17 protein-coding genes are annotated in these 18,922 nt (G+C 69.3%); 7 read left to right on the top strand and 10 right to left on the bottom strand.

Annotated features, from left to right (window positions below; all coding sequences use genetic code 11):
* Positions 1 to 71 precede the first annotated feature (71 nt).
* Positions 72 to 1,220: a DSD1 family PLP-dependent enzyme gene (locus tag KHO18_RS03775; protein ID WP_144196972.1), complete on the top strand. Its 1,149-nt coding sequence runs from the start codon at positions 72 to 74 to the stop codon at positions 1,218 to 1,220.
* A gap of 9 nt (positions 1,221 to 1,229) precedes the next feature.
* Here KHO18_RS03775 and KHO18_RS03770 read toward each other — a convergent pair whose 3' ends face one another.
* Positions 1,230 to 1,715 (bottom strand): hypothetical protein, encoded by a 486-nt coding sequence (locus tag KHO18_RS03770; protein ID WP_144196971.1) that lies wholly within the window; start codon positions 1,713 to 1,715, stop codon positions 1,230 to 1,232.
* Positions 1,716 to 2,166: 451 nt separating this feature from the next.
* Between KHO18_RS03770 and KHO18_RS03765 the strand changes: the two genes are divergently transcribed.
* The 5 genes from KHO18_RS03765 (at position 2,167) to KHO18_RS03745 (ending at position 7,462) form a co-directional block, all read left to right on the top strand.
* Positions 2,167 to 2,379: a hypothetical protein gene (locus tag KHO18_RS03765; protein ID WP_144196970.1), complete on the top strand. Its 213-nt coding sequence runs from the start codon at positions 2,167 to 2,169 to the stop codon at positions 2,377 to 2,379.
* Between the two features lie 53 nt (positions 2,380 to 2,432).
* Positions 2,433 to 4,583, top strand: coding sequence for a phosphocholine-specific phospholipase C (locus KHO18_RS03760; protein WP_144196969.1), 2,151 nt, complete (start codon positions 2,433 to 2,435; stop codon positions 4,581 to 4,583).
* Between the two features lie 117 nt (positions 4,584 to 4,700).
* A complete protein-coding gene (locus tag KHO18_RS03755) occupies positions 4,701 to 5,615 on the top strand; it encodes a LysR substrate-binding domain-containing protein (RefSeq protein ID WP_144196968.1) in 915 nt (304 codons plus the stop codon).
* A gap of 54 nt (positions 5,616 to 5,669) precedes the next feature.
* Complete coding sequence (locus KHO18_RS03750; protein WP_144196967.1) at positions 5,670 to 6,701, top strand: M14 family zinc carboxypeptidase; 1,032 nt, start codon at positions 5,670 to 5,672, stop codon at positions 6,699 to 6,701.
* Complete coding sequence (locus KHO18_RS03745; protein WP_144196966.1) at positions 6,698 to 7,462, top strand: alpha/beta fold hydrolase; 765 nt, start codon at positions 6,698 to 6,700, stop codon at positions 7,460 to 7,462. Before KHO18_RS03750 ends, KHO18_RS03745 begins: the two co-directional genes overlap by 4 nt.
* Here KHO18_RS03745 and KHO18_RS03740 read toward each other — a convergent pair.
* The 4 genes from KHO18_RS03740 to KHO18_RS03725 all read right to left on the bottom strand — a co-directional run bounded on the left by KHO18_RS03740 (position 7,459) and on the right by KHO18_RS03725 (position 9,422).
* Positions 7,459 to 7,791 (bottom strand): helix-turn-helix domain-containing protein, encoded by a 333-nt coding sequence (locus tag KHO18_RS03740; protein WP_144196965.1) that lies wholly within the window; start codon positions 7,789 to 7,791, stop codon positions 7,459 to 7,461. The two genes, KHO18_RS03745 and KHO18_RS03740, sit on opposite strands and share 4 nt — an antisense overlap.
* Before the next feature lie 2 nt (positions 7,792 to 7,793).
* Positions 7,794 to 8,132 carry a type II toxin-antitoxin system RelE/ParE family toxin gene (locus tag KHO18_RS03735; RefSeq protein ID WP_144196964.1) on the bottom strand — a complete coding sequence of 113 codons (339 nt, stop codon included), beginning with the start codon at positions 8,130 to 8,132 and terminating at the stop codon, positions 7,794 to 7,796.
* A 207-nt stretch (positions 8,133 to 8,339) separates the two neighbouring features.
* Positions 8,340 to 8,942, bottom strand: coding sequence for a TetR/AcrR family transcriptional regulator (locus KHO18_RS03730; RefSeq protein WP_144196963.1), 603 nt, complete (start codon positions 8,940 to 8,942; stop codon positions 8,340 to 8,342).
* Between the two features lie 129 nt (positions 8,943 to 9,071).
* Positions 9,072 to 9,422: a copper resistance protein CopQ gene (locus tag KHO18_RS03725; RefSeq protein WP_144196962.1), complete on the bottom strand. Its 351-nt coding sequence runs from the start codon at positions 9,420 to 9,422 to the stop codon at positions 9,072 to 9,074.
* A 293-nt stretch (positions 9,423 to 9,715) separates the two neighbouring features.
* Here KHO18_RS03725 and KHO18_RS03720 point away from each other — a divergent pair, with 293 nt between their 5' ends.
* Positions 9,716 to 10,636: an alpha/beta hydrolase gene (locus KHO18_RS03720; protein ID WP_144196961.1), complete on the top strand. Its 921-nt coding sequence runs from the start codon at positions 9,716 to 9,718 to the stop codon at positions 10,634 to 10,636.
* 7 nt (positions 10,637 to 10,643) lie between these two features.
* Here the strand turns inward: KHO18_RS03720 and KHO18_RS03715 are convergent, their stop codons facing one another.
* From KHO18_RS03715 to cobW, 5 genes are all read right to left on the bottom strand, one after another.
* Entirely contained in the window at positions 10,644 to 11,876 is a 1,233-nt protein-coding gene (locus tag KHO18_RS03715; protein WP_377731563.1) for a methyl-accepting chemotaxis protein, read from the bottom strand.
* Positions 11,877 to 12,013: 137 nt separating this feature from the next.
* Positions 12,014 to 12,625: a vWA domain-containing protein gene (locus tag KHO18_RS03710; protein ID WP_144196960.1), complete on the bottom strand. Its 612-nt coding sequence runs from the start codon at positions 12,623 to 12,625 to the stop codon at positions 12,014 to 12,016.
* 74 nt (positions 12,626 to 12,699) lie between these two features.
* Positions 12,700 to 13,737 carry an ATP-binding protein gene (locus tag KHO18_RS03705; protein WP_144196959.1) on the bottom strand — a complete coding sequence of 346 codons (1,038 nt, stop codon included), beginning with the start codon at positions 13,735 to 13,737 and terminating at the stop codon, positions 12,700 to 12,702.
* Positions 13,738 to 13,742: 5 nt separating this feature from the next.
* Positions 13,743 to 17,546, bottom strand: coding sequence for a cobaltochelatase subunit CobN (cobN, locus tag KHO18_RS03700; RefSeq protein ID WP_211942789.1), 3,804 nt, complete (start codon positions 17,544 to 17,546; stop codon positions 13,743 to 13,745).
* Between the two features lie 4 nt (positions 17,547 to 17,550).
* A complete protein-coding gene (gene cobW / locus KHO18_RS03695; protein WP_211942788.1) occupies positions 17,551 to 18,630 on the bottom strand; it encodes a cobalamin biosynthesis protein CobW in 1,080 nt (359 codons plus the stop codon).
* Positions 18,631 to 18,922 lie beyond the last annotated feature (292 nt).

Here is an 18,922-nt window from a genome sequence, read left to right as displayed (position 1 = left end):
TTCCTCATCGTAGTGGAATCGCGCGTGCTACGCTTCCGCTCCCCGGCCCCATCCATCACATCCTTGCCGCCATGCCCCTGTCTTTTGATCTGCCGCCCGCCGCCATCCCCGGCCAGTCCGTCGATGCCATCGACACGCCGTCCCTGATCCTTGACCTCGCCCCCTTCACGCGCAACGTGGCGCGCATGCAGGACGCCGCCGACCGCGCCGGCGTGAAACTGCGCCCGCACGCCAAGGCGCACAAGTGCCCCGAGATTGCGCTGGCGCAGATCGCGCGCGGCGCAGTGGGCATCTGCTGCCAGAAGGTCAGCGAGGCCGTGCCCTTCGTGGCGGCCGGCGTGACCGACATCCATATCAGTAACGAGATTGCGTCGCCGACCAAGGCGGCGCTGCTGGCCGAGTTGGCCCGCCATGCGCGCCTCAGCGTGTGTGTGGACGATGCATCACAAATTGACACCCTGGCGGCAGCCACCGAGGCCGCCGGCACGCAACTGGACGTCTTTATCGAGATCGATGTCGGCCAGGGCCGCTGCGGCGTGGCCGACGCGCCGGCGGCCATCGCCCTGGCAGAACGGATTGCCGCCCATCCCCGCCTGTCCCTGCGCGGCTTGCAGGCGTACCACGGCGGCATCCAGCATCTGCGCGACTGGGCGGCCCGCCGCGACGCCGCCGCGCAAGCCGCCGAACGCACCGGCGCCGTGCTGGCGAAGCTGGCGGTGGCGGGCGTGCAATGCGAGGTGGTAACGGGCGGCGGCAGCGGCAGCGTGGAGTTCGACGTGGGCAGCGGCGTGTACACCGAGATCCAGCCGGGCTCGTACGTGTTCATGGACGCCGACTACGGCAGCAACGCCTATCCGGGCGCCCTGCGCTTCGAGCACAGCCTGTTTATCGCCACGACGGTGATGAGTGTGGCCGCCGGCGACCGCGTCATCCTCGATGCGGGGCTGAAGTCGATGGCGGTGGATTCAGGGTTGCCGTGGATCTGGGCCGATGGCGCGGCGTCCGGGGCGCTGGAATACGTGGCAGCGAACGACGAGCATGGCATCGTCAAACCCCGGCAGGCCGGCAACCTCGCCGCCCTGCCCGCGCTGGGCAGCCGCGTGCTGCTGGTGCCGGGCCATTGCGACCCGACCCTCAATCTCTACGATGCACTGGTGGCGGTGCGCGGCGGCGTGGTGGAAGCGGTGTGGCCGGTGGCCGCGCGCGGGCTGAGTCGCTGAACGTGTGAGCTAGGCGAGCTGGGCGGCCAGCTCGTTGAGATCGGCGGTGGTCCATTCGCGGCCGGTCCACGCCTCGAAGCGCAGCTCGGACAGCGGAATCTCGTTCAGCGTGCCGATCCAGTCAGTGGGTGCGGCGCCGCAGCGCAGGCCGGCGGCCACCATCGCCATGGCATCGGGCACCTCGATATCGGCCACGCGCGTGACCGTCGGCCACGGCAGCAGGCGCGGGTCAGTGGCCGCGATGCCAAACCGGTAGAGCCCAAAGCGCGCATGCAGGGCGGCGCGCGAAAGCGCGTGGCGCGCCTCGCTCAGGCCATCGTCCTGAGTGGCGGATGGGTCCCATTGCTGGTTGCGCGAAAACCATAGGATGTCCTGCTCGCCAGGACGCGCGGGCCGGCCATGGGCCATCGCGGGCTTGAGCCGACCCGAGCGCGCAATCGCGGCCAGCGGCGTACCCACGGTGTAATGCCAGACGTAACGTGATTCGGTGTTCATGTACCGCTCCTGCAAGCCCTTCCGCATTGCAGAATGGGGGCGGAAAGCCTTGCCGACAAGCAAGGTCATGCCACGTTGCAAGTGCAACAAAAATGCATTGATGGGGGGCTATCCGATGCGCCGGTCCTGCAACCCGGTCTGGGCAAGGATCTTCCCGAGTCCGGCAGTCTGACAGGTAAACGGGATTCGGGGGCAAATTGGAGGAAACCTTCCAAACACCATAGCACAGGACTTGGTGCGACGCAGCAACCGACGCCAGCCAATGTGCATTCAGCGCCCTTCGGGGCCAAATCGGCGAATGTCCGTATCAGGATTCTTGGGGCATATGTCACCGCCGGGACAAGGCGGGACCGTACGCTGCGAAGCGCATCGCGAGCCACGCGAACGACGCGAGCAACGCATAGGGCGCTTGACGGCACCCACCCCACCCCTCCGCAAGAGAATCCAGACCATGCACGACATCCGCACCCTTGCCAGCCTTGCCCACGTGCGGCCGCCCAAAGCCCCGCGCCCCCTGGCCGGGCTGGCCGCCACCCTGCTGCTCTGCGCGGCGCTGACCGCCTGTGGCGGCGACGACACCCCGCCCACCACTGGGCAACCTGGCGGCACGCCGACCCAGCCGGGCCAGCCCACCGATACGCCCAAGCTGAAGTGCGCGCCCTGAAGCGCCGCGATCCCACCTCCTCGAATCCAGAACCGCTCAGGGCAGAACTCGACATGAACTCCAGCAGCCGACGCAATTTCCTCAAGATGGCAGGCGGCAGCGCCGCCGCAACCGCCGCGCTCGCCGCGTTTCCGCCGGCCATTCGCCGCGCGCTGGCCATTCCGGCCAACAACGTCAACAAATCGATCCAGGACGTGCAGTACGTGGTGATCCTGATGCAGGAAAACCGCTCGTTCGACAACTACTTCGGCACGTTCAAGGGTGTGCGCGGCTTCGGTGACCGCTTCCCGATCCCGCTGCCGGGCGGCCGCAACGTGTTCCAGCAGACTTACGCCAGCGGCAACACCAATCGCGTAGTGCTGCCGTACCACCTGGACAGCACCGCCGGCAACGCCCAGCGCGTGAGCGGCACCCCGCACAGCCAGCCGGACGGCCAGGCCGCCTGGGACCTCGGCCGCATGAGCGCGTGGCCGACCTCCAAGCAGCGCCAGTCGATGGGTTACTACAAGCAGAAGGAGCTGGAATTCCAGTTCGCGCTGGCGGACGCCTTCACGCTGTGCGACGCCTACCACTGCAGCTTCCACGGCGGCACCAACACCAACCGCCTGTTCCACTGGACCGGCACCAACGACCCGTTCGGCCAGAAGGGCGGCCCGGTGATCGACAACAGCGGCGACTCGCTCGACGCCACCGGCATCAACTACACCTGGACCACCTACCCGGAGCGCCTGCAGACCGCCGGCGTGACCTGGAAGGTCTACCAGAACATGCCGGACAACTTCACCGACAACCCGCTGGCCGGCTTCGCCCAGTACCGCGCCGCCAACGCCGCGCTCGGCAACGCGGCCAACGGTGCGCCCTACCCGGCCTACACGCCGGCCAACGACGCCGTGAACCCGCTGTTCAAGGGCATCGCCAACACCATGCCCGATGGCGGCTTCCTGCAGGCACTGCGCGACGACATCGCCGCCGGCACGCTGCCGCAGGTATCGTGGATCGTGGCCCCGGCCACGTACTCGGAGCACCCGGGGCCGTCGAGCCCGGTGCAGGGCGCCTGGTACACCCAGGAGGTGCTCAACGCGCTGACGGCCAACCCGGACATCTGGAGCAAGACCGTCCTGCTGATCAATTTCGACGAAAACGACGGCTTCTTCGACCACGTGCCGCCGCCCTGCGCCCCGGCGCTGGATGGCGCGGGCAAGCCCGTCGGCGCCACCACGATGGACGCCGCCGCCGAGTACTACAGCGTGGACAAGACGCCGTTCGGCCCCGGCCCGCGCGTGCCGATGTACGTGGTATCGCCGTGGAGCCGTGGCGGCTGGGTCAACTCGCAGGTGTTCGACCACACCTCGGTGCTGCGCTTCCTCGAGCAGCGTTTCGGCGTGCAGGAGACCAACATCAGCCCCTATCGCCGCGCGGTGATGGGCGACATGATGACTGCGTTCGACTTCGTCAACCCGAACGGCACCACGTCGATCTCTTTCGCCGGGATCGACAAGACCGGCGCGGACACCCAGCGCACCCAGCAGGAGGCGCTGGCCCAGATTCCCACCCCGACCGTGGCGGCGCAGACCATGCCGACGCAGGCCAGCGGCACGCGGCCCTCGCGCGCGCTGCCGTACACGCTGCACACCAGCGGCCTGGAAGATCCGGTCAACCGCGCCATGATCCTGAAGTTCCGCAATGACGGCACCCAGGCGGCGGTGTTCCATGTCTACGACCGCCTGCACCTGGGCAGCGTGCCGCGCCGCTACGCGGTGGAGCCGGGCAAGGACATCGACGCCACCTGGGATGTCTACGCCACCGACAGCGGCCGCTACGACCTCTGGGTACTGGGCCCGAACGGCTACCATCGCGCCTTCATCGGCGACGTGAGCGCCCAGCAGGAAGCCGGCGGCGGCGCCGCGCCGGAGATCCGCGTGTGCTACGAGGAATCCGACGAGCCCAAGGTCTGGCTGACGCTGATCAACCGTGGCAAGGCAGCCTGCACGTTCACGGTGGTGCCCAACGCCTACCGCACGGACGGCCCGTGGACCTTCGAGTTGCCCGCCGGCAAGGAACTCGACCAGCCCTTCCCGGTGAAGTCGCAGGGCAACTGGTATGACTTCACGGTGACCACCACGCAGGGCGGCTTCTCGCGGCGCTTTGCCGGCCGCGTGGAGAACGGCACCCACACGGTGTCCGATCCGGCGATGGGGAGCTAAGCCCGCCTGGGCCTGGTCGGCGCCCCTGTCCCCTTGGGAGAGGGGCGCCGCCGTACCCACCACTGTCACATTGCCAGGCTACGCTCGCGGGTTCGTCCTGAATTCGATGGGAGCCCCATGCTTGGCGATCTGCTGATGACGTTCTATGAAGTGGCGCGGCAAGGCAGCATCACGAGCGCGGCCCGGCAACTGCGGCTCAGCCAGCCCACTGTCACCGGCCGCATCCGCCAGCTGGAAGTGCTCTACGGCGTGGAACTGTTCCACCGCCGCGCCAGCCGGCTTGACCTCAGCGACGTCGGCGTGGCCCTGATGCCGCTGGCCGAACAGATGATGCAGCAGGAGGGCGAGGCCGATTTCCTGCTCCGCAACGCCGGCAACCTGCGGCTGGGCAGCCTGCGGATTGGCGCCACCGGCCCCTACTACATCCTGCGCAGCGTGGCCGCGTTCCGGGAACGCTACCCGGCCGTGGCGGTCAGCATCGAGATCGGCAATTCGCGGCAGATGCTCGACGCGCTGTTCGAATACCGGATCGATGCCGCGGTGTCGTCGCACGCGGTGGACGACGACCGGCTCTCCCGCGTCATGCTCGCCGCCGACCCGATGGTGCTGGTCGCCCATCCGCTCCACCCGCTGGCGCGCCGCCCGCGCGTGGAGGTGGCCGAACTGGCCACCTGCCACCTGATCGTGCGCGAACAAGGGTCGATGACCCGCGAGGCCACCGAGGCCGCGCTGGGCGCGGTGGGCATCGACCTCCCGCCGCATACCGTGATCGGCAGCCGCGAAGCCATCTGCGAGGCGATCCGGCACAACCTTGGCGCCAGCGTGATGCCCGTGGGCGAGGTGCCGCGCGACCCCGCGCTCTGCGTGGTGCCGTTCGCCAGCCAGGCGCCGGTCATCCACGAATATCTCTACAGCCTCAAGATTCGCAGCGGGACGCGGCTGGTGCGCGCGCTGCTGGACTGCCTGGTGCTGCCGGGCAGCGCCGCGCAGCGGCATTGCGAGGTTCCGCAACCTGCACCTATATTGAACTGAGTTGACCTGAGCCTCGCGCCCCCACCGCACCGCCCCCAAGGACCCCCTCCGCCGATGACCGACCCGGGCCGCCCCAGCTTTCCCGAGTACGACCAGCTGCTGGCGCTGCTGGAATTGGGCGCCCCGTGGTTCCGGTCGCGCGTGGCGTGCGAGGTAGCCGTGGACGGCCGCTCGTTCGGGGTGCATGTGGCGGCGCTGGGCACGGACGCGCCCGATGCGCCGGCCATCGGCATCTTCGGCGGCATTCACGGGCTCGAACGGATCGGCACCCAGCTGGTGCTCGACTACATGCGCTCGCTGCTGTGCCGCCTGCAATGGGACGAGCTGCTCCACCGCGAGTTGCAGGCCGTGAAGCTGGTCTTCATGCCGATCGTCAACCCGGGCGGCATGCATGCGGCCACGCGCGCCAACCCCCGGGGCGTGGATCTGATGCGCAACGCGCCGCAGAACGCCGATGCGCGCGTGCCCTTCCTGGCCGGCGGGCAGCGCCTCGGCGCGTGGCTGCCGTGGTATCGCGGCCGCGCCGGTGCGCCGATGGAGCCCGAGGCCGCCGCGCTGCTGCGCGTGGTGGAGGAAGAACTGCTGGGCCGGCCCCTCAGTTTCGCGGTCGATTGCCATTCCGGCTATGGCTGGCGCGACAGCATCTGGTTTCCCTACGCGCGCACCCACACGCCCATGGCGCACCTGCCGGAGATGTACCTGCTCAAGACCATGTTCGAGCAGGCCCACCCGCACCACGGCTACGCCTTCGAGCCGCAGAGCCACCAGTACCTGCTGCACGGCGACCTGTGGGACTACGCCTACGACCGCGCGCCGGCGGGCACGCTGTTCCTGCCGATGACGCTGGAACTGGGCTCGTGGCTGTGGATCAAGAAGAATCCGCGCCAGCTCTTCTCGCGCGCGGGCATTTTCAATCCGATCAAGGCCCATCGCACGGCGCGCGTGCTGCGCCGGCACGTGAGCCTGTTCGACTTCCTCGGCCGCACCGCCTTCGCTCCGGAGCGATGGCTGCCCGAGGGCGTCCATCGGCAGCAGTTGCTGGCGCAGGCGCGCGCGCACTGGCAAGACCGGAAACCTGCGCCATGAGCCCGTGGATCTTCCTGCGCGGCCTGACCCGCGAGTCGCGCCACTGGGGCGACCTGCCCGCGCTGTGGACCGCCCGCGGCCTGGGGCGCCCGACCCTGATCGACCTGCCCGGCAACGGCACGGCCCACCACGCGACGGTGCCCGTCGACGTGCACGGCATCATGGAAGCGGTGCGCGCCACGGCCCGCGCCGATGGGGTGGCCGCGCCATGCCGCATCCTGGCGATGTCGCTCGGCGCCATGGTCGCCACCGAATGGGCCCAACGCTACCCCGGGGAAGTGGCCGGACTGGTGCTGATCAACACCAGCATGCGCCCTTTCAACACCCTGCCGCAGCGCCTGCGCCCCCAGAACTGGGCCGCGCTCATCGGCATGGCCAACCATTGGCACGACCGCGCCCGCTGCGAGCGCACGGTCCACCGCCTGACCTGCGAGCGGATGGATACGCGGGACGCCGACCTGGCGGCGTGGGTCACCATCGGCCAAACCGCCCCGGTCACCCGCGCGGCGGCCCTCCGCCAACTGCTGGCCGCCGCCCGCTACCGCGCCGCCCCCTCCGCCCCGCCCTGCCCCACGCTGATCCTCTCCTCGGACGCCGACCGCCTCGTCAACCCGGTCTGCTCGGTCCGCATCGCAGCGGCCTGGGGGGCGCGGCACCTGCGCCATCCGTGGGCAGGACATGACCTGCCGCATGACGATGGGGGGTGGTTGTGCGGGGTGGTGGCCGGGTCTGGCCTTGCGTCAGGGGATGCGACTGCCTAGCCCACCGCGATCGTCACCGGCTTGCCGATGCGACTCAGCATCTCCACCAGCGTGTCGAGCGTGAACTTCGCGGTTTTCTGATTCACGACGTCGGACACGCGGGGGCGAGACACCATCAGGATCTCGGCAGCATCCGCCTGCCGCAGGTTGTGTTCGTCGATCCAGCCGCTGATCTCGCGCATCAGTTGCTGCTTGAGCAGACGGGTGTCGTTAATCTCCTTCTGGGAAACGGCATGGAGCCGTTCGGCCTCGTCCGGGGCAAATCCCAGCTCGAGAAACAGGTTCGCACCCGGCTTGGTGACGTGTCGGATCTTGGTATCGATCGTCATGACTAGTGTTTCCATCCTATATCCAGCGCCCGATAGCGCGCGCGTGCAATCGCACGGTCCCCCAGGCTGGTGGCCTGGGTCTTCTTCTGAAAGCAATGCAGTACGTAGACCGCGTCGTCGAATCGTGCGACGTACATCACCCGATAGATCCCACTCGCCTCACGAATTCTCAGTTCGCGCGTGCCGGGCCCGATGTCGCCAAACGGTTTCCAGTCGGTGGGATCTAGCCCCGCCTGCACCTTGGCGAGTTGAAAGCCCGCCTGCCGTCTGGCGTCGTCGGGAAACAAAAGCAGATCTGCATAGGCTGACCCTACCCAACGGATTTCTCTTTCACGATCCATGCTGCCCCATCTGTACAAAATTTTATACCAAGGCAGTTCCGTGCACAACGGTCACACGGCCCCGCTGCCTCTGGAAGCACAGATGTAACGTGATCTTTTCCCGACAAAATTGAGCCCCATCAGATCGCACGCCGATTTAACAATCTGACAAAGAAAAACCGCCGGAGACCTTGCGGCCATCCGGCGGTTTTTTATGCAGCGTCTACGTCAGGCGCAGGTCTTGCCCAACAGTGCGGCGGCGCGCTTGTTGCACAGGGCGCCGAGCAGGGTTTCGGCGGCGGCTTCCAGGCGCTCCTGCGTGCCAAACAGCCGCGCGGCGATCAGGCCGTTCTGGAGCGCACCATACAGCACTTGCGCGAGCATTTCGGGCGGCACGGGGTACAGGGTCTCGCGTTGTTGCTGCCCGCGCTCGAGCAGCTTGGCGAGCCAGGCCTCGTTCATGTGATAGAAATCCTTGAGCACGTTGTGCACAGGCTCGGGCAGCGACAGCACCTCGGTAGAGAGCATGCCGGCCAGGCAGATCTGGTCAGATCCGCAGGTAGCGCGCAGCGGCTCCAGGTACTGGCGGGCCTGTTCCAGCACCGGCAGTTCGGGGTCGATATTGCGCAGGCGCTCGACGATGCGCGCGCTGTATTCCTTCACCGCTTCCAGGACGAGGTCGTCCTTCGACGGAAAGTAATAGTGGATGCTGGAGGTCTTGACCCCCACCAGCTCGGCCAGATCGCGATAACTGAAGCCATTGAAACCACGGCGGCGAATCAGTACCAGCGTGTGTTCGAGCAGCTGCTCACGGACGGGTTGGGTTTTCATGGGGCAAAGTTTATCTACACGAAGATAGATACTCAACCGGGATTACCCCGATGTCAACGCAAAGGCGGCCGGCACCTTTTTGGGGCGCCGGCCGGTACCGCATGCCGCGATCCGCGGCGGAGCGATAATTTAGGCAGTTTCAACAGCCGTATCAGCGGTGCGGCCCGGTTCGGCGGAGACGCCGGTGCGGTCGCGGCCGGCCACGGTGCGGGCGCCGTCGGTGTACGGGTCGAACTTGCCGGCGCGGGCGCCATCGGAGAACGGGCTGCGTGCGTCATTCACGCGGGCGCCGTCCACGAACGGGTTGCGGGGGCGATGTACGTCGCGGGCACCGTCGCTGTACGGGTTGCGTGCGTCGTTCACGCGGTAACCGTAGCCGTAGGCTTCACCGGTCTGGTTGCTGGCGGGAGCGGCCTGGGCGGCGCCCGTCACGAAGGCGGCGGCGAGAGCGGCGGCACTGAGGATGGTCTTGGCGTTCATGGTGAAGCTCCTTGTATTGGCTGCGTTTGCCGGGGTTATCTTCCGATGCTATCTACCACTAGATAGATATCTTGGCTCTGAAAGGCCCCGTTCGAGGTCTTGCTCAGACCACCGCTCGGTTTGTGCGGCGAGTCCATGGGCTGGATAATATCTACTGGTAGATAGACAAGCAAGGCGAATCTGCCGATCGCGCCGAAAACTTATTTATGAGGCCGATAGCCTGACTCTCTTGCGACCGGCGCCCTGCCCAATCGGGTGCTAGGCTTATCACATCCCCCGCGCCCCGGCCCGCCATGTCCGCTCCGCTGTCCACCCCGCCCGCTGCCGCCTCCCGTCCCCTGAAACGCTGGCTTGCCGGCGCGGCCGGCGTTGCTGGCGTTGCCGTGGCCGCTGGGCTGGGCCGATGGCTGGTCTTCCGGGCGATGGAACGTGATGCTTTCGTCACCATCCCGGTCGGAGACGTCACCCCCGACCACCTCGGCGTGCCGTCCCGCCAGTACACCTTCGCCAGCGGGGACCGCACACTGCATGCCTCATTCGTTGCCGCGCCTGACCCAACCGGCCCGGCGCTGTGCGTGTTCCATGGCGATTCGGAATGCCTGACCGACTGGGCGCCCGTGCAAGCCATGCTCCACGCGGCCGGCATCGGCTCCTTCGTGTTCGACTACAGCGGCTATGGCGCGAGTACCGGGCGGCCCTCGGTGCGCAACCTGCGTCAGGACGCGCTGGCCGGCTATCTCCAGTTCATCGCCGCCACGCCGGCTGCGGCGCGGCGCCACGTGATGGGCTATTCGCTGGGAAGTGGGATTCTGCTCGATGTGATTGGCCGGCTGCGGCCCAGCCCGGACGGCGCCGTGATTGGCGCCGGTTTCCGCTCCGCGCGCGCGGCGGCGGTGGTCACGGGGCGGGTGCCCGCGTGGCTGGCGTGGATGCTGCCGGAGCCGTGGAACAACGCCGCGCGCATCCGCAAGCTGCGCATGCCGCTGCTGCTGATCCACAGCCGGCAGGACCAGACCATCCCGTTCAGTCATGGCGAGTATCTGGCGCGGATGGCCCGCGCGCCGAGCCGGCTCGAGATCTTCGAGGACCTGCCCCACAACGCCGCCATCGAACCTGCGCACGCGCAGGCGTTCTGGGCGCCGGTGATCGCCTATCTCCAGAGCGGCGACCTGGGCGTGGCCGCCGCACCGGACATCGTCCGTCCGCCCGCTTAGATATTAGTCAGGCGCGGGCCAGCCTGGCCTGGAAGCCCAGCGACTGGCGCGCCGCCGGGCGGGCAGGCTCGTCGTCGTCGAGCTTGAACTCGCCTACCACCTGCTGGAGCTGCTGGGCCTGCTCGGCCAGCGCCGCCGATGCCGCGGCGGCCTCTTCCACCAGCGCGGCGTTCTGCTGCGTTACCTCGTCCATCTGCGCCACGGCCTCGTTGACCTGCTCGATGCCGCCGCTCTGGTGCTCGGACGCCTCGGCGATCTCGCCCAGGATCTGGGTCACATGCCGCACCGACTGCACGATTTCCGCCATGGTCTGGCCGGCCTGCCCCACCAGCGAGGAGCCCGACTCCACCTGCCGCGCCGAATCGTTGATCAGCACGTTGATTTCCTTGGCCGCCGCCGCGCTGCGCTGGGCCAGCGTGCGCACCTCGCCCGCCACCACAGCGAAGCCGCGCCCCTGCTCGCCGGCCCGGGCCGCTTCCACGGCGGCGTTCAGCGCCAGGATATTGGTCTGGAAGGCGATGCCCTCGATCACGGCGATGATGTCCGTCACCTTGCGGGAGCTGGCGCTGATGGCCTGCATGGTCTCCACGACATTGCCGACGATGGCGCCGCCGCGCTCGGCCACGCCCGACGCGGACGCCGCCAGCCCGTTGGCGGTGCGCGCGCGTTCGGTGTTCTGCTTCACCATGGCGGTCAGCTCGCTCATGCTCGATGCCGTTTCCTCAAGCGTGGCGGCCTGTTCCTCGGTGCGCTGGGACAGGTCGGTATTGCCAGCGGCAATCTGGTGCGACGCCGACGAGATCGAATCGCTAGACGCCTTGATGCGCGTGACCAGGTCCGTCAGCATGTCCTCCATCTCGCCCAGCCCGCCCAGCAGGCGGCCGAAATCGCCGCCCCGCTCGGTCTCGAATTCCTTGCTGAGGTCGCCCGCCGCCACGGTTTCGGCGATGAACTCGGCCTCCTTGAGCGGGATCTCGATGGCGCGCGTGAGACGGAACCAGCACACCACGCTGGCCAGCAGCACCGCGCCGCCCAGGCCCCAGATCCAGGTACGGGTGTTGTCGCCAGTCAGGGGTACAGCCTGGGCGGTAGCCGCCGGCTTGTCCGGCACGGCCGCCGCGCGCTGCTCCAGCTCGCCAATACGCTCGAGCGCCAGTGTCATCATGACCGCCACCAACAGCACGACCACGCCAAACGCCGCGCCCAGCCGCGTGCGCATACTCAAGTTGTCCCAAGCCATGATGCCGTCCGCTCCTCGTAATGCCCCGCTGTTTCGTTGCTGCGTGCCGGGGCTATCGATGGGCTAACGGTCAGGCAGGCGCGAGACTTTAGGCCGGACATGCCCTACGGAAGGGGGATGTGGCGCGGGCGTTACTTTTATTCGATCAACGCGGCGGCATCGCGATAGTCGGCGCTCCACGCCAAGGCCAGCGTGCGGCAGCGGCCCAGCGCCACGGCGCGGCGCTCCACGTCCACCACCACCACGTGATCGGCCCAGGCGGGCCGGGGCGGCAGCTCGCTGCTGCGGCCATCGGTCAGCAGCCAGAGCCAGCGCCGCTGCATCGGCCGGTGTCGGGCCTGCGCCGCCAGCAACTGGCCGGCGCGCGCCACGCCCAGCGCCAGCGGGGTGCCGCCGCCGCCGGCAATCGGGCGGATCCAGTCGGCGTTCCAGTAGCGTGCGCGCGACGGCGCTAGCCGGATCTCGGCCTGCCGCCCGGCAAAGCAGACCAGCGCCACATCTGCACGGGACTGGTAGGCGCGTTCCAGCAGCCGCACGAGCACGCCCTTGGCCAGCGCGAGTTGCTCGCCCTGGGTCATCGAGCCGGAACAATCGAGCGCCACGCAATGCAGCACCCCGGCGCGCGCGTCGGCACGCCGGTGGCGCAGATGCTCGGCGGCCAGCCGCGCCTGCCGCTTGGCCGCCAGCGTGCGCGGCCAGTGGATGCGGGCCCCGGGCACGCCCGCGCCCGGCGTGGCCGGACGTGGCATAGAACGTGGCATAGAGCGAGGGGGCTGCCACCGGTTGCCGCCTTGCCGGACCGGCCCGGCGGCCTGCCGGTGGCTCAGGCTTTTTTTGGCGGACGATTCCCGAAGGCGCGCAGCGGCTTGATGCTGGCGATGCCGGCGACCGTGTCAGCCGGCGGCGGCATGGCACCCCACGGGTTGTCCTGCGGCGCGGGCGCCGTGGCACGCTCCCCGGCCGATTCCGCGTCGCCAGCCTCGGGGGATGCCGGCGAACCCGCATGGCGACGATGATGGAGCACCAGTTCCGCCACGGCATCCACATGCGCCACGGTCACCGCCGGGGCACCGTCCCACGCGGCCAGCGCGCGCGCGGCGCGCAGCATGACGAGATCCGCCCGCACGCCATCCACCGCCGCCGCCAGGCACAGCGCGCTGACATGGGCGTGCACGGCATCGGAGAAATCCAGCCCGCCGAGCGCCCCGCGCGCCTGCACGACCTGCGCCGCCAGCGCCTGCTGGGCCGTCGCCATGGCGGCGCGGAACGCCTCCGGGTCGGTATCGAAGGCCAGCCGGGCGCGCACGATGGCCTGCCGCGTGACCGGGTCGGCGTAGTTGTCGAGCGCCAGCGCAAGGCCGAAGCGGTCCAGCAGTTGCGGGCGCAGCTCGCCCTCCTCCGGATTCATCGTGCCGACGAGCACGAAGCGCGCCGCGTGCTGGTGGGACACGCCATCGCGCTCCACCACGTTCACACCGCTGGCCGCCACGTCGAGCAACTGGTCCACCAGCGGGTCCGGCAGCAGGTTGACTTCATCCACATACAACACGCCCTCGTGCGCGCGCGCCAGCAGGCCCGGCGCGAAGCGCACCTCGCCCTGTTGCAGCACGTGGCTCAGGTCCAGCGTGCCGGTCAGCTGCTCCTCGCTGGCGCCTAGCGGCAGCGTGACGAAGTGGCCGTGCGGCAGCAGTTCCGCCAGCGCACGCGCCGCCGTGGACTTGGCGGTGCCGCGCGGCCCGGTGACCAGCACGCCGCCGATGCCGGGATCGACGGCAGCCAGCAGCAGCGCCTGTTGCAGCCGCGCCTGGCCGACCAGGGCGCTGAACGGAAACGGATGACGCACCACGGTGACGGGGCTCATGAGCATTAACCTTCGGAAGAACCTTCGATGCGCTGCTCGTTGTCGAGCAGATGTTGTTCGATCCGGCCGCGCTGGGCGCCCGGTTGTTGCCAGAGTCCGCGCTCCATGGCCTCCAGCAGCCGCTCGCAGATGCCTTGCAGCGCGCGCGGATTGTGCCGGGCAAGGAATGCGCGATTGGCGGGGTCGTTGACGTAGGCGTCCGCCACCAGCGCGTACTGGTGGTCGCCCACCACGCGGGTCGTGGCATCGTAGCCGAACAGGTAGTCCACGGTGGCGGCCATCTCGAACGCGCCCTTGTAGCCGTGCCGGCGCGCGCCGTCGATCCACTTGGGATTGACCACCCGCGCCCGGATCACGCGGGCGATTTCCTCGCCCAGCGTGCGCACGCGCGGCGCGGCCGGGTTGGCGTGGTCGCCGTGATAGATCGCCGGCTGCTCGCCTGCCAGATGCCGCACGGCGGCCACCATGCCGCCCTGGAACTGGTAGTAGTCGTTGGCGTCGAGCAGGTCGTGCTCGTGGTTGTCCTGGTTCTGCACCACGGCGTCGATCTCGGCCAGCCGGGTGGCGAAGGCGTCGCGCGCGTCGATGCCATCGGCGCGCTGCCCGTAGGCGTAGCCGCCCGCGTGCAGGTAGGCGTGGGCCAGGTCCGCGTCGTCCTGCCACTGGCGGCCGTCGATCAGGGCCTGGAGGCCGGTGCCGTAGTCGCCGGGCCGGGCGCCGAAGACGCGCCAGGCAGCACGTTCGCGCGCATCGTCCGGCGCGGCGCCCCCGGCTTGCAGCCGCGCCTGCTCTGCCAGCACGCGCGCGCGGATCGGGTTGACGTCCGCCGGCTCGTCCACGTCTGCCACGGCGCGCACGGCGGCGTCGAACAGCGCCACGAGGCTGGCGAAGGCATCGCGGAAGAAGCCGGACACGCGCAGCGTCACGTCCACGCGCGGGCGGCCGAAGTTGGCCATCGGCAGGATCTCGAAGTCCACCACGCGATGACTGCCCTGCGCCCACTTGGGCCGCACGCCCAGCAGGGCCATGGCCTGGGCGATGTCGTCACCGCCGGTGCGCATGGTCGCCGTGCCCCACACGGACAGGCCCACCGCGCGCGGATACTCGCCATGCTCCTGCACATGCCGTTCGATCAGCAGGTTGGCCGCGCGCAGGCCAAGCGTCCACGCCGTGCGCGTGGGCACCGCGCGGGTATCCACCGAATAGAAGTTGCGGCCGGTGGGCAGCACGTCCGGCCGGCCGCGCGACGGCGCCCCGCTCGGGCCGGGCGGCACGAAGCGCCCGGCGAGGCCGCGCATTAGCTGCGTCAGTTCCTGTGCGCCGCAGGCGTCCAGCCGTGGCGCCACGTCCTGGCGCAGCCGGGCGAGGACCTGCGCGGTGTGCGGCAGCATTGCTTCGGCGTCCAGTCCCCCATCGAGCAAGCGCAGCGCCAGCATTTCCAGCCGCTCGCGCGTGTCGCCGTGGTGGCGCCACGGGCCGGCGTCGATGTCCGCCAGCAGCGTCGGACGCGGCCCCAGCCATTGCGCGGCCCAGTCGGCGTCGAGCGGGTCGAAGTCGTCGCCCAATGACAGGTCGGCGGCCAGCGCCGTCAGCAGCCCCGCCCGGGCGTCCCGGCCATCGCCCACCGGAAAACGCGCGAGCGCCGCCAGCGTGTCCCGGCGCTGCACGCCAGCCGGGGACTGGCCGAACACGTGCAGGCCGTCGCGGATCTGTGACTCCTTGAGTTCGCACAGCCACGCATCGGTGCGATTCAGCAGCGCGTCTTCCTCCTCGCCGCCGGTGGGCGCCGCCAGCCCCAGTTCCGTGTGCAACTGCTGGCCGACAATCGACGCCAGGATCTCCTTGCGCAGCAGCCGGGCGCGGCGCGGGTCCACGGTGAGCGCCTCGTAGTACTCGTCCACCTGCCGCTCCAGGTCCTGCAGCGGCCCGTAGTTCTCGGCGCGCGTGAGCGGCGGCATCAGGTGGTCGATGATCACGGCCTGCGTGCGGCGCTTGGCCTGCGCGCCCTCGCCCGGGTCGTTGACGATAAACGGGTACAGATGCGGCAGCGGGCCGAGGATGGCGTCCGGCCAGCAGGCGTCGGACAGCGCCACGCTCTTGCCCGGCAGCCATTCGAGGTTGCCGTGCTTGCCCACATGCACGATGGCGTCGATGCCGAACACGTGGCGCAGCCAGAAGTAGAACGCGAGGTAGCCGTGCGGCGGCACGAGTTCGGCATCGTGATAGCTGGCGTAGCCGTCCAAGCCATAGGCGCGCGCCGGCTGGATGCCGACGAACACCCGCCCGGTGCGCACGCCGGCGATCATGAAGCGGCCCTGCCGCACCATCGGGTCGGCCTCGGGCGCACCCCAGCGCGCCGCAATGGCGTCCTGAAGCGCCGCCGGCAGTGCCGCCAGCCAGCGCCGGTAGTCCTCCACCGTCACGCTCTGGAACGCGGGCCGCACGGCGTGCTGATCCAGGTCGTTGGTGATGCCGCGCGTCAGGCCCTGCATCAGCGCATCGCTGTTCTCGGGCAGCGCGTCGATGGCGTACCCCTCGGCATGGAGGGCGGCCAGGATCCGCACGACCGACGCCGGTGTATCGAGCCCCACGCCGTTGCCGATGCGCCCTTCGCTGGCCGGATAGTTGGCCAGCACCAGCGCCACGCGCTTCCCGGCGTTGGGCAGCGTGCGGAGGCGGCACCAGCGGCGCGCCAGTTCCGCCACAAAGCGCACGCGCTCGGCGTCCGGCTGGTATTGCACGATGTCCGCCTCGGTGTGCGGGCAGCGGTAGGCCAGCCCCTTGAAGCTGACCGCGCGCGTGATGATCCGCCCATCGACTTCGGGCAGCGCGATGTGCATCGCCACGTCACGCGTGCCGAGCCCCTGGTTGTCGGCCAGCCAGTCCTCCCGGTTGCCGCCGCTGAGGATCACCTGGAGTACCGGGGCATCGTTGGCGAGCGGGGCATCCCCTTCCCCGCCTTCGCTGTCGAGCGACGCCACGGCGAACGCGGTGGTGTTGAGGACAAGCGCCACCTCGTGCGCATCGCACAGGCGCTGGAGCACTTCGCGGCAAAGCGGCGCCTTCAGGGACGTCACCGCCAGCGGCAGCGGGCGCAGGCCGGCATCGAGCAAGGCATCGGCGATGGCGTCGAAGACGGCCGTGTTGCCGGCCTGCAGGTGCGAGCGGTAGAACAGCAGCGCCACCACGGGGGCGTGGTCGGCCAGCCCGTGCGCGGCCCAGCGCGCGGCCCAGTCCTCGACGGTGGCGACCGTCCTCTCCGGGTGATAGATGGCGGCCTCGGGCAGCACCTGCGGCGGCAGCGCGGGCGCGCCCCAGCCGAAGGCATGGTGCGCCAGGCAGCGGAAGAACTGCTCGGCGTTGCCGGCGCCGCCTTCGCGCAGGTAGTGCCACAACTGGTGGGACAGCGCGGCGGGCGCATTGCCGTGCCGGGCGAGGTTGTCGTCCTCGGCCAGGTCGCCGGAACCCATCACCAGCAGCTGGCCGCGCGCGCGGGCCAGCTCCGGCAGCCGCTCCAGCCCGTAGGCCCAGTCGTTGACGCCGCCCAGATGGTCCACCACCACCACGCGCGCGTGCTGGAGCACTTCGTCGATATAGAGGTCGAGCGAGGCCGGCTGGCGCAGGTACATCTGGTTGGCCAGCCGCACGGACGGGTAACCGGGGCCGAGGCGCGGCACCGCGCCGGCCAGCAGCGACAGCGTGGTGTCCGCCGCGCTCAGGACGACGATCTCCCCCGGCGTCTGCACGATGCGCAGCACGACAGCGCTGTCCTCGACAAAGCCGCCGGGCCGGGTGGACAGCAGGTGCATGGGGTCAGCGGGCCGGCAGTGCAGCGTCCAGCGCAGCGTCCAGCGACGCCTGCAGCGCGGCGCGGTCGAGATCCTGCCCGATCAGCACCACGCGCGTACCCTGTGGCTCGGCGGCGCGCCAGGCGCGGTCGAAATAGCTGTCGAAGCGCTGGCCAACCCCGTGCAGCACCAGCCGCATCGCCTTGCCCGGCAGCGCGGCAAAGCCCTTGATGCGGTAGATCGTATTGGCTGCCACCAGTTGCTGGAGGGCGCCGATCAGCTGGTCGCGCTCCACGGTGCCCGCTTCCACCACCACGGAATCGAATTCATCGTGATGATGGTCGGCATGGTCGGGGTCTTCGGCATTGCCGTGATGATCGACGCGCAGATGGATGGTCTCCTCCGAAGCGCGTTGCAGGCCCAGCAGCATCGCCACGTCCAGCTTGCCGGCCTGCGCCGGCACGATCTTGACCTCGGCCGGGATCTCCGGGCGCACCAGCGCCTCCACGGCGGCGATCTGCGCCGGGTCCATCAGGTCGGTCTTGTTCAGGATCACGAGGTCGGCACTGGCCAGCTGGTCCTCGAACAGCTCGTGCAGCGGCGATTCGTGGTCCAGATTCGGGTCGGCGCGGCGCTGGGCGTCCACGGCCACCGGGTTGGCGGCGAACTGGCCGGCGGCGGCGGCCGGGCCGTCGACCACGGTCACCACGGCATCTACCGTGAAGGCGTTGCGGATGCTCGGCCAGTGAAACGCCTGCACCAGCGGCTTGGGCAGCGCCAGGCCCGAGGTCTCGATCAGCACGTGGTCAATCTTCCCGCGCCGCTCCAGCAACTGCTCCATCACCGGGAAGAACTCCTCCTGTACCGTGCAGCACAGGCAGCCGTTGGCCAGTTCGTAGAGCTGGCCAGTGGGCTCGCCGTTGTCATCGCAGCCAATGCCGCAGCCCTGCAGGATCTCGCCGTCGATGCCCAGCTCCCCGAATTCGTTGACGATCACCGCGATGCGGCGGCCGTTGGCGTTGTCGAGGATGTGGCGCAGCAAGGTGGTCTTGCCGCTGCCGAGAAAGCCGGTGACGATGGTGGCGGGGATCTTGGAGGTTTGCATGCGGAAATCCAGTGGATGAGCGGGGGCGGGTCGCTTGAAGGCGATCAGGATAAAGAGATGTGGGGTGGCTGTCCATCGACAGCCGGCAAGGCCACGCGCCGCGCCCGACGCCATTCCCGGAGGGCGCCCAGCGCGATGGCGAGCACGGCCAGCGCTATCGCTAGCGGGCCATGGTGCGAGCGGGCGGGGGACGGAGGCGCCGTCGGTTCGGCACGCGGGACGAGGTGTTGACCCGTCACCGGCTGCGGGGCGTTGGCCGGGACCGCTGCCTGCGGCGCGGGCGCGGGCGCCG

This window comes from Cupriavidus campinensis (assembly GCF_905397395.1).
GTDB classification, from domain to species: domain Bacteria; phylum Pseudomonadota; class Gammaproteobacteria; order Burkholderiales; family Burkholderiaceae; genus Cupriavidus; species Cupriavidus campinensis.
Note: the sequence above shows the minus strand (reverse complement) of the source record. Positions and strands in the feature narration are given on the sequence as shown.

What these genes read in the sequence shown, in the direction of transcription:
- KHO18_RS03775 (WP_144196972.1), top strand. Translation starts at nt 72, where the DNA reads ATGCCCCTGTCTTTTGATCTGCCGCCCGCCGCCATCCCCGGCCAGTCC.
- KHO18_RS03770 (WP_144196971.1), bottom strand. Translation starts at nt 1,715, where the DNA reads ATGAACACCGAATCACGTTACGTCTGGCATTACACCGTGGGTACGCCG.
- KHO18_RS03765 (WP_144196970.1), top strand. Translation starts at nt 2,167, where the DNA reads ATGCACGACATCCGCACCCTTGCCAGCCTTGCCCACGTGCGGCCGCCC.
- KHO18_RS03760 (WP_144196969.1), top strand. Translation starts at nt 2,433, where the DNA reads ATGAACTCCAGCAGCCGACGCAATTTCCTCAAGATGGCAGGCGGCAGC.
- KHO18_RS03755 (WP_144196968.1), top strand. Translation starts at nt 4,701, where the DNA reads ATGCTTGGCGATCTGCTGATGACGTTCTATGAAGTGGCGCGGCAAGGC.
- KHO18_RS03750 (WP_144196967.1), top strand. Translation starts at nt 5,670, where the DNA reads ATGACCGACCCGGGCCGCCCCAGCTTTCCCGAGTACGACCAGCTGCTG.
- KHO18_RS03745 (WP_144196966.1), top strand. Translation starts at nt 6,698, where the DNA reads ATGAGCCCGTGGATCTTCCTGCGCGGCCTGACCCGCGAGTCGCGCCAC.
- KHO18_RS03740 (WP_144196965.1), bottom strand. Translation starts at nt 7,791, where the DNA reads ATGACGATCGATACCAAGATCCGACACGTCACCAAGCCGGGTGCGAAC.
- KHO18_RS03735 (WP_144196964.1), bottom strand. Translation starts at nt 8,132, where the DNA reads ATGGATCGTGAAAGAGAAATCCGTTGGGTAGGGTCAGCCTATGCAGAT.
- KHO18_RS03730 (WP_144196963.1), bottom strand. Translation starts at nt 8,942, where the DNA reads ATGAAAACCCAACCCGTCCGTGAGCAGCTGCTCGAACACACGCTGGTA.
- KHO18_RS03725 (WP_144196962.1), bottom strand. Translation starts at nt 9,422, where the DNA reads ATGAACGCCAAGACCATCCTCAGTGCCGCCGCTCTCGCCGCCGCCTTC.
- KHO18_RS03720 (WP_144196961.1), top strand. Translation starts at nt 9,716, where the DNA reads ATGTCCGCTCCGCTGTCCACCCCGCCCGCTGCCGCCTCCCGTCCCCTG.
- KHO18_RS03715 (WP_377731563.1), bottom strand. Translation starts at nt 11,876, where the DNA reads ATGGCTTGGGACAACTTGAGTATGCGCACGCGGCTGGGCGCGGCGTTT.
- KHO18_RS03710 (WP_144196960.1), bottom strand. Translation starts at nt 12,625, where the DNA reads ATGCCACGTCCGGCCACGCCGGGCGCGGGCGTGCCCGGGGCCCGCATC.
- KHO18_RS03705 (WP_144196959.1), bottom strand. Translation starts at nt 13,737, where the DNA reads ATGAGCCCCGTCACCGTGGTGCGTCATCCGTTTCCGTTCAGCGCCCTG.
- cobN (WP_211942789.1), bottom strand. Translation starts at nt 17,546, where the DNA reads ATGCACCTGCTGTCCACCCGGCCCGGCGGCTTTGTCGAGGACAGCGCT.
- cobW (WP_211942788.1), bottom strand. Translation starts at nt 18,630, where the DNA reads ATGCAAACCTCCAAGATCCCCGCCACCATCGTCACCGGCTTTCTCGGC.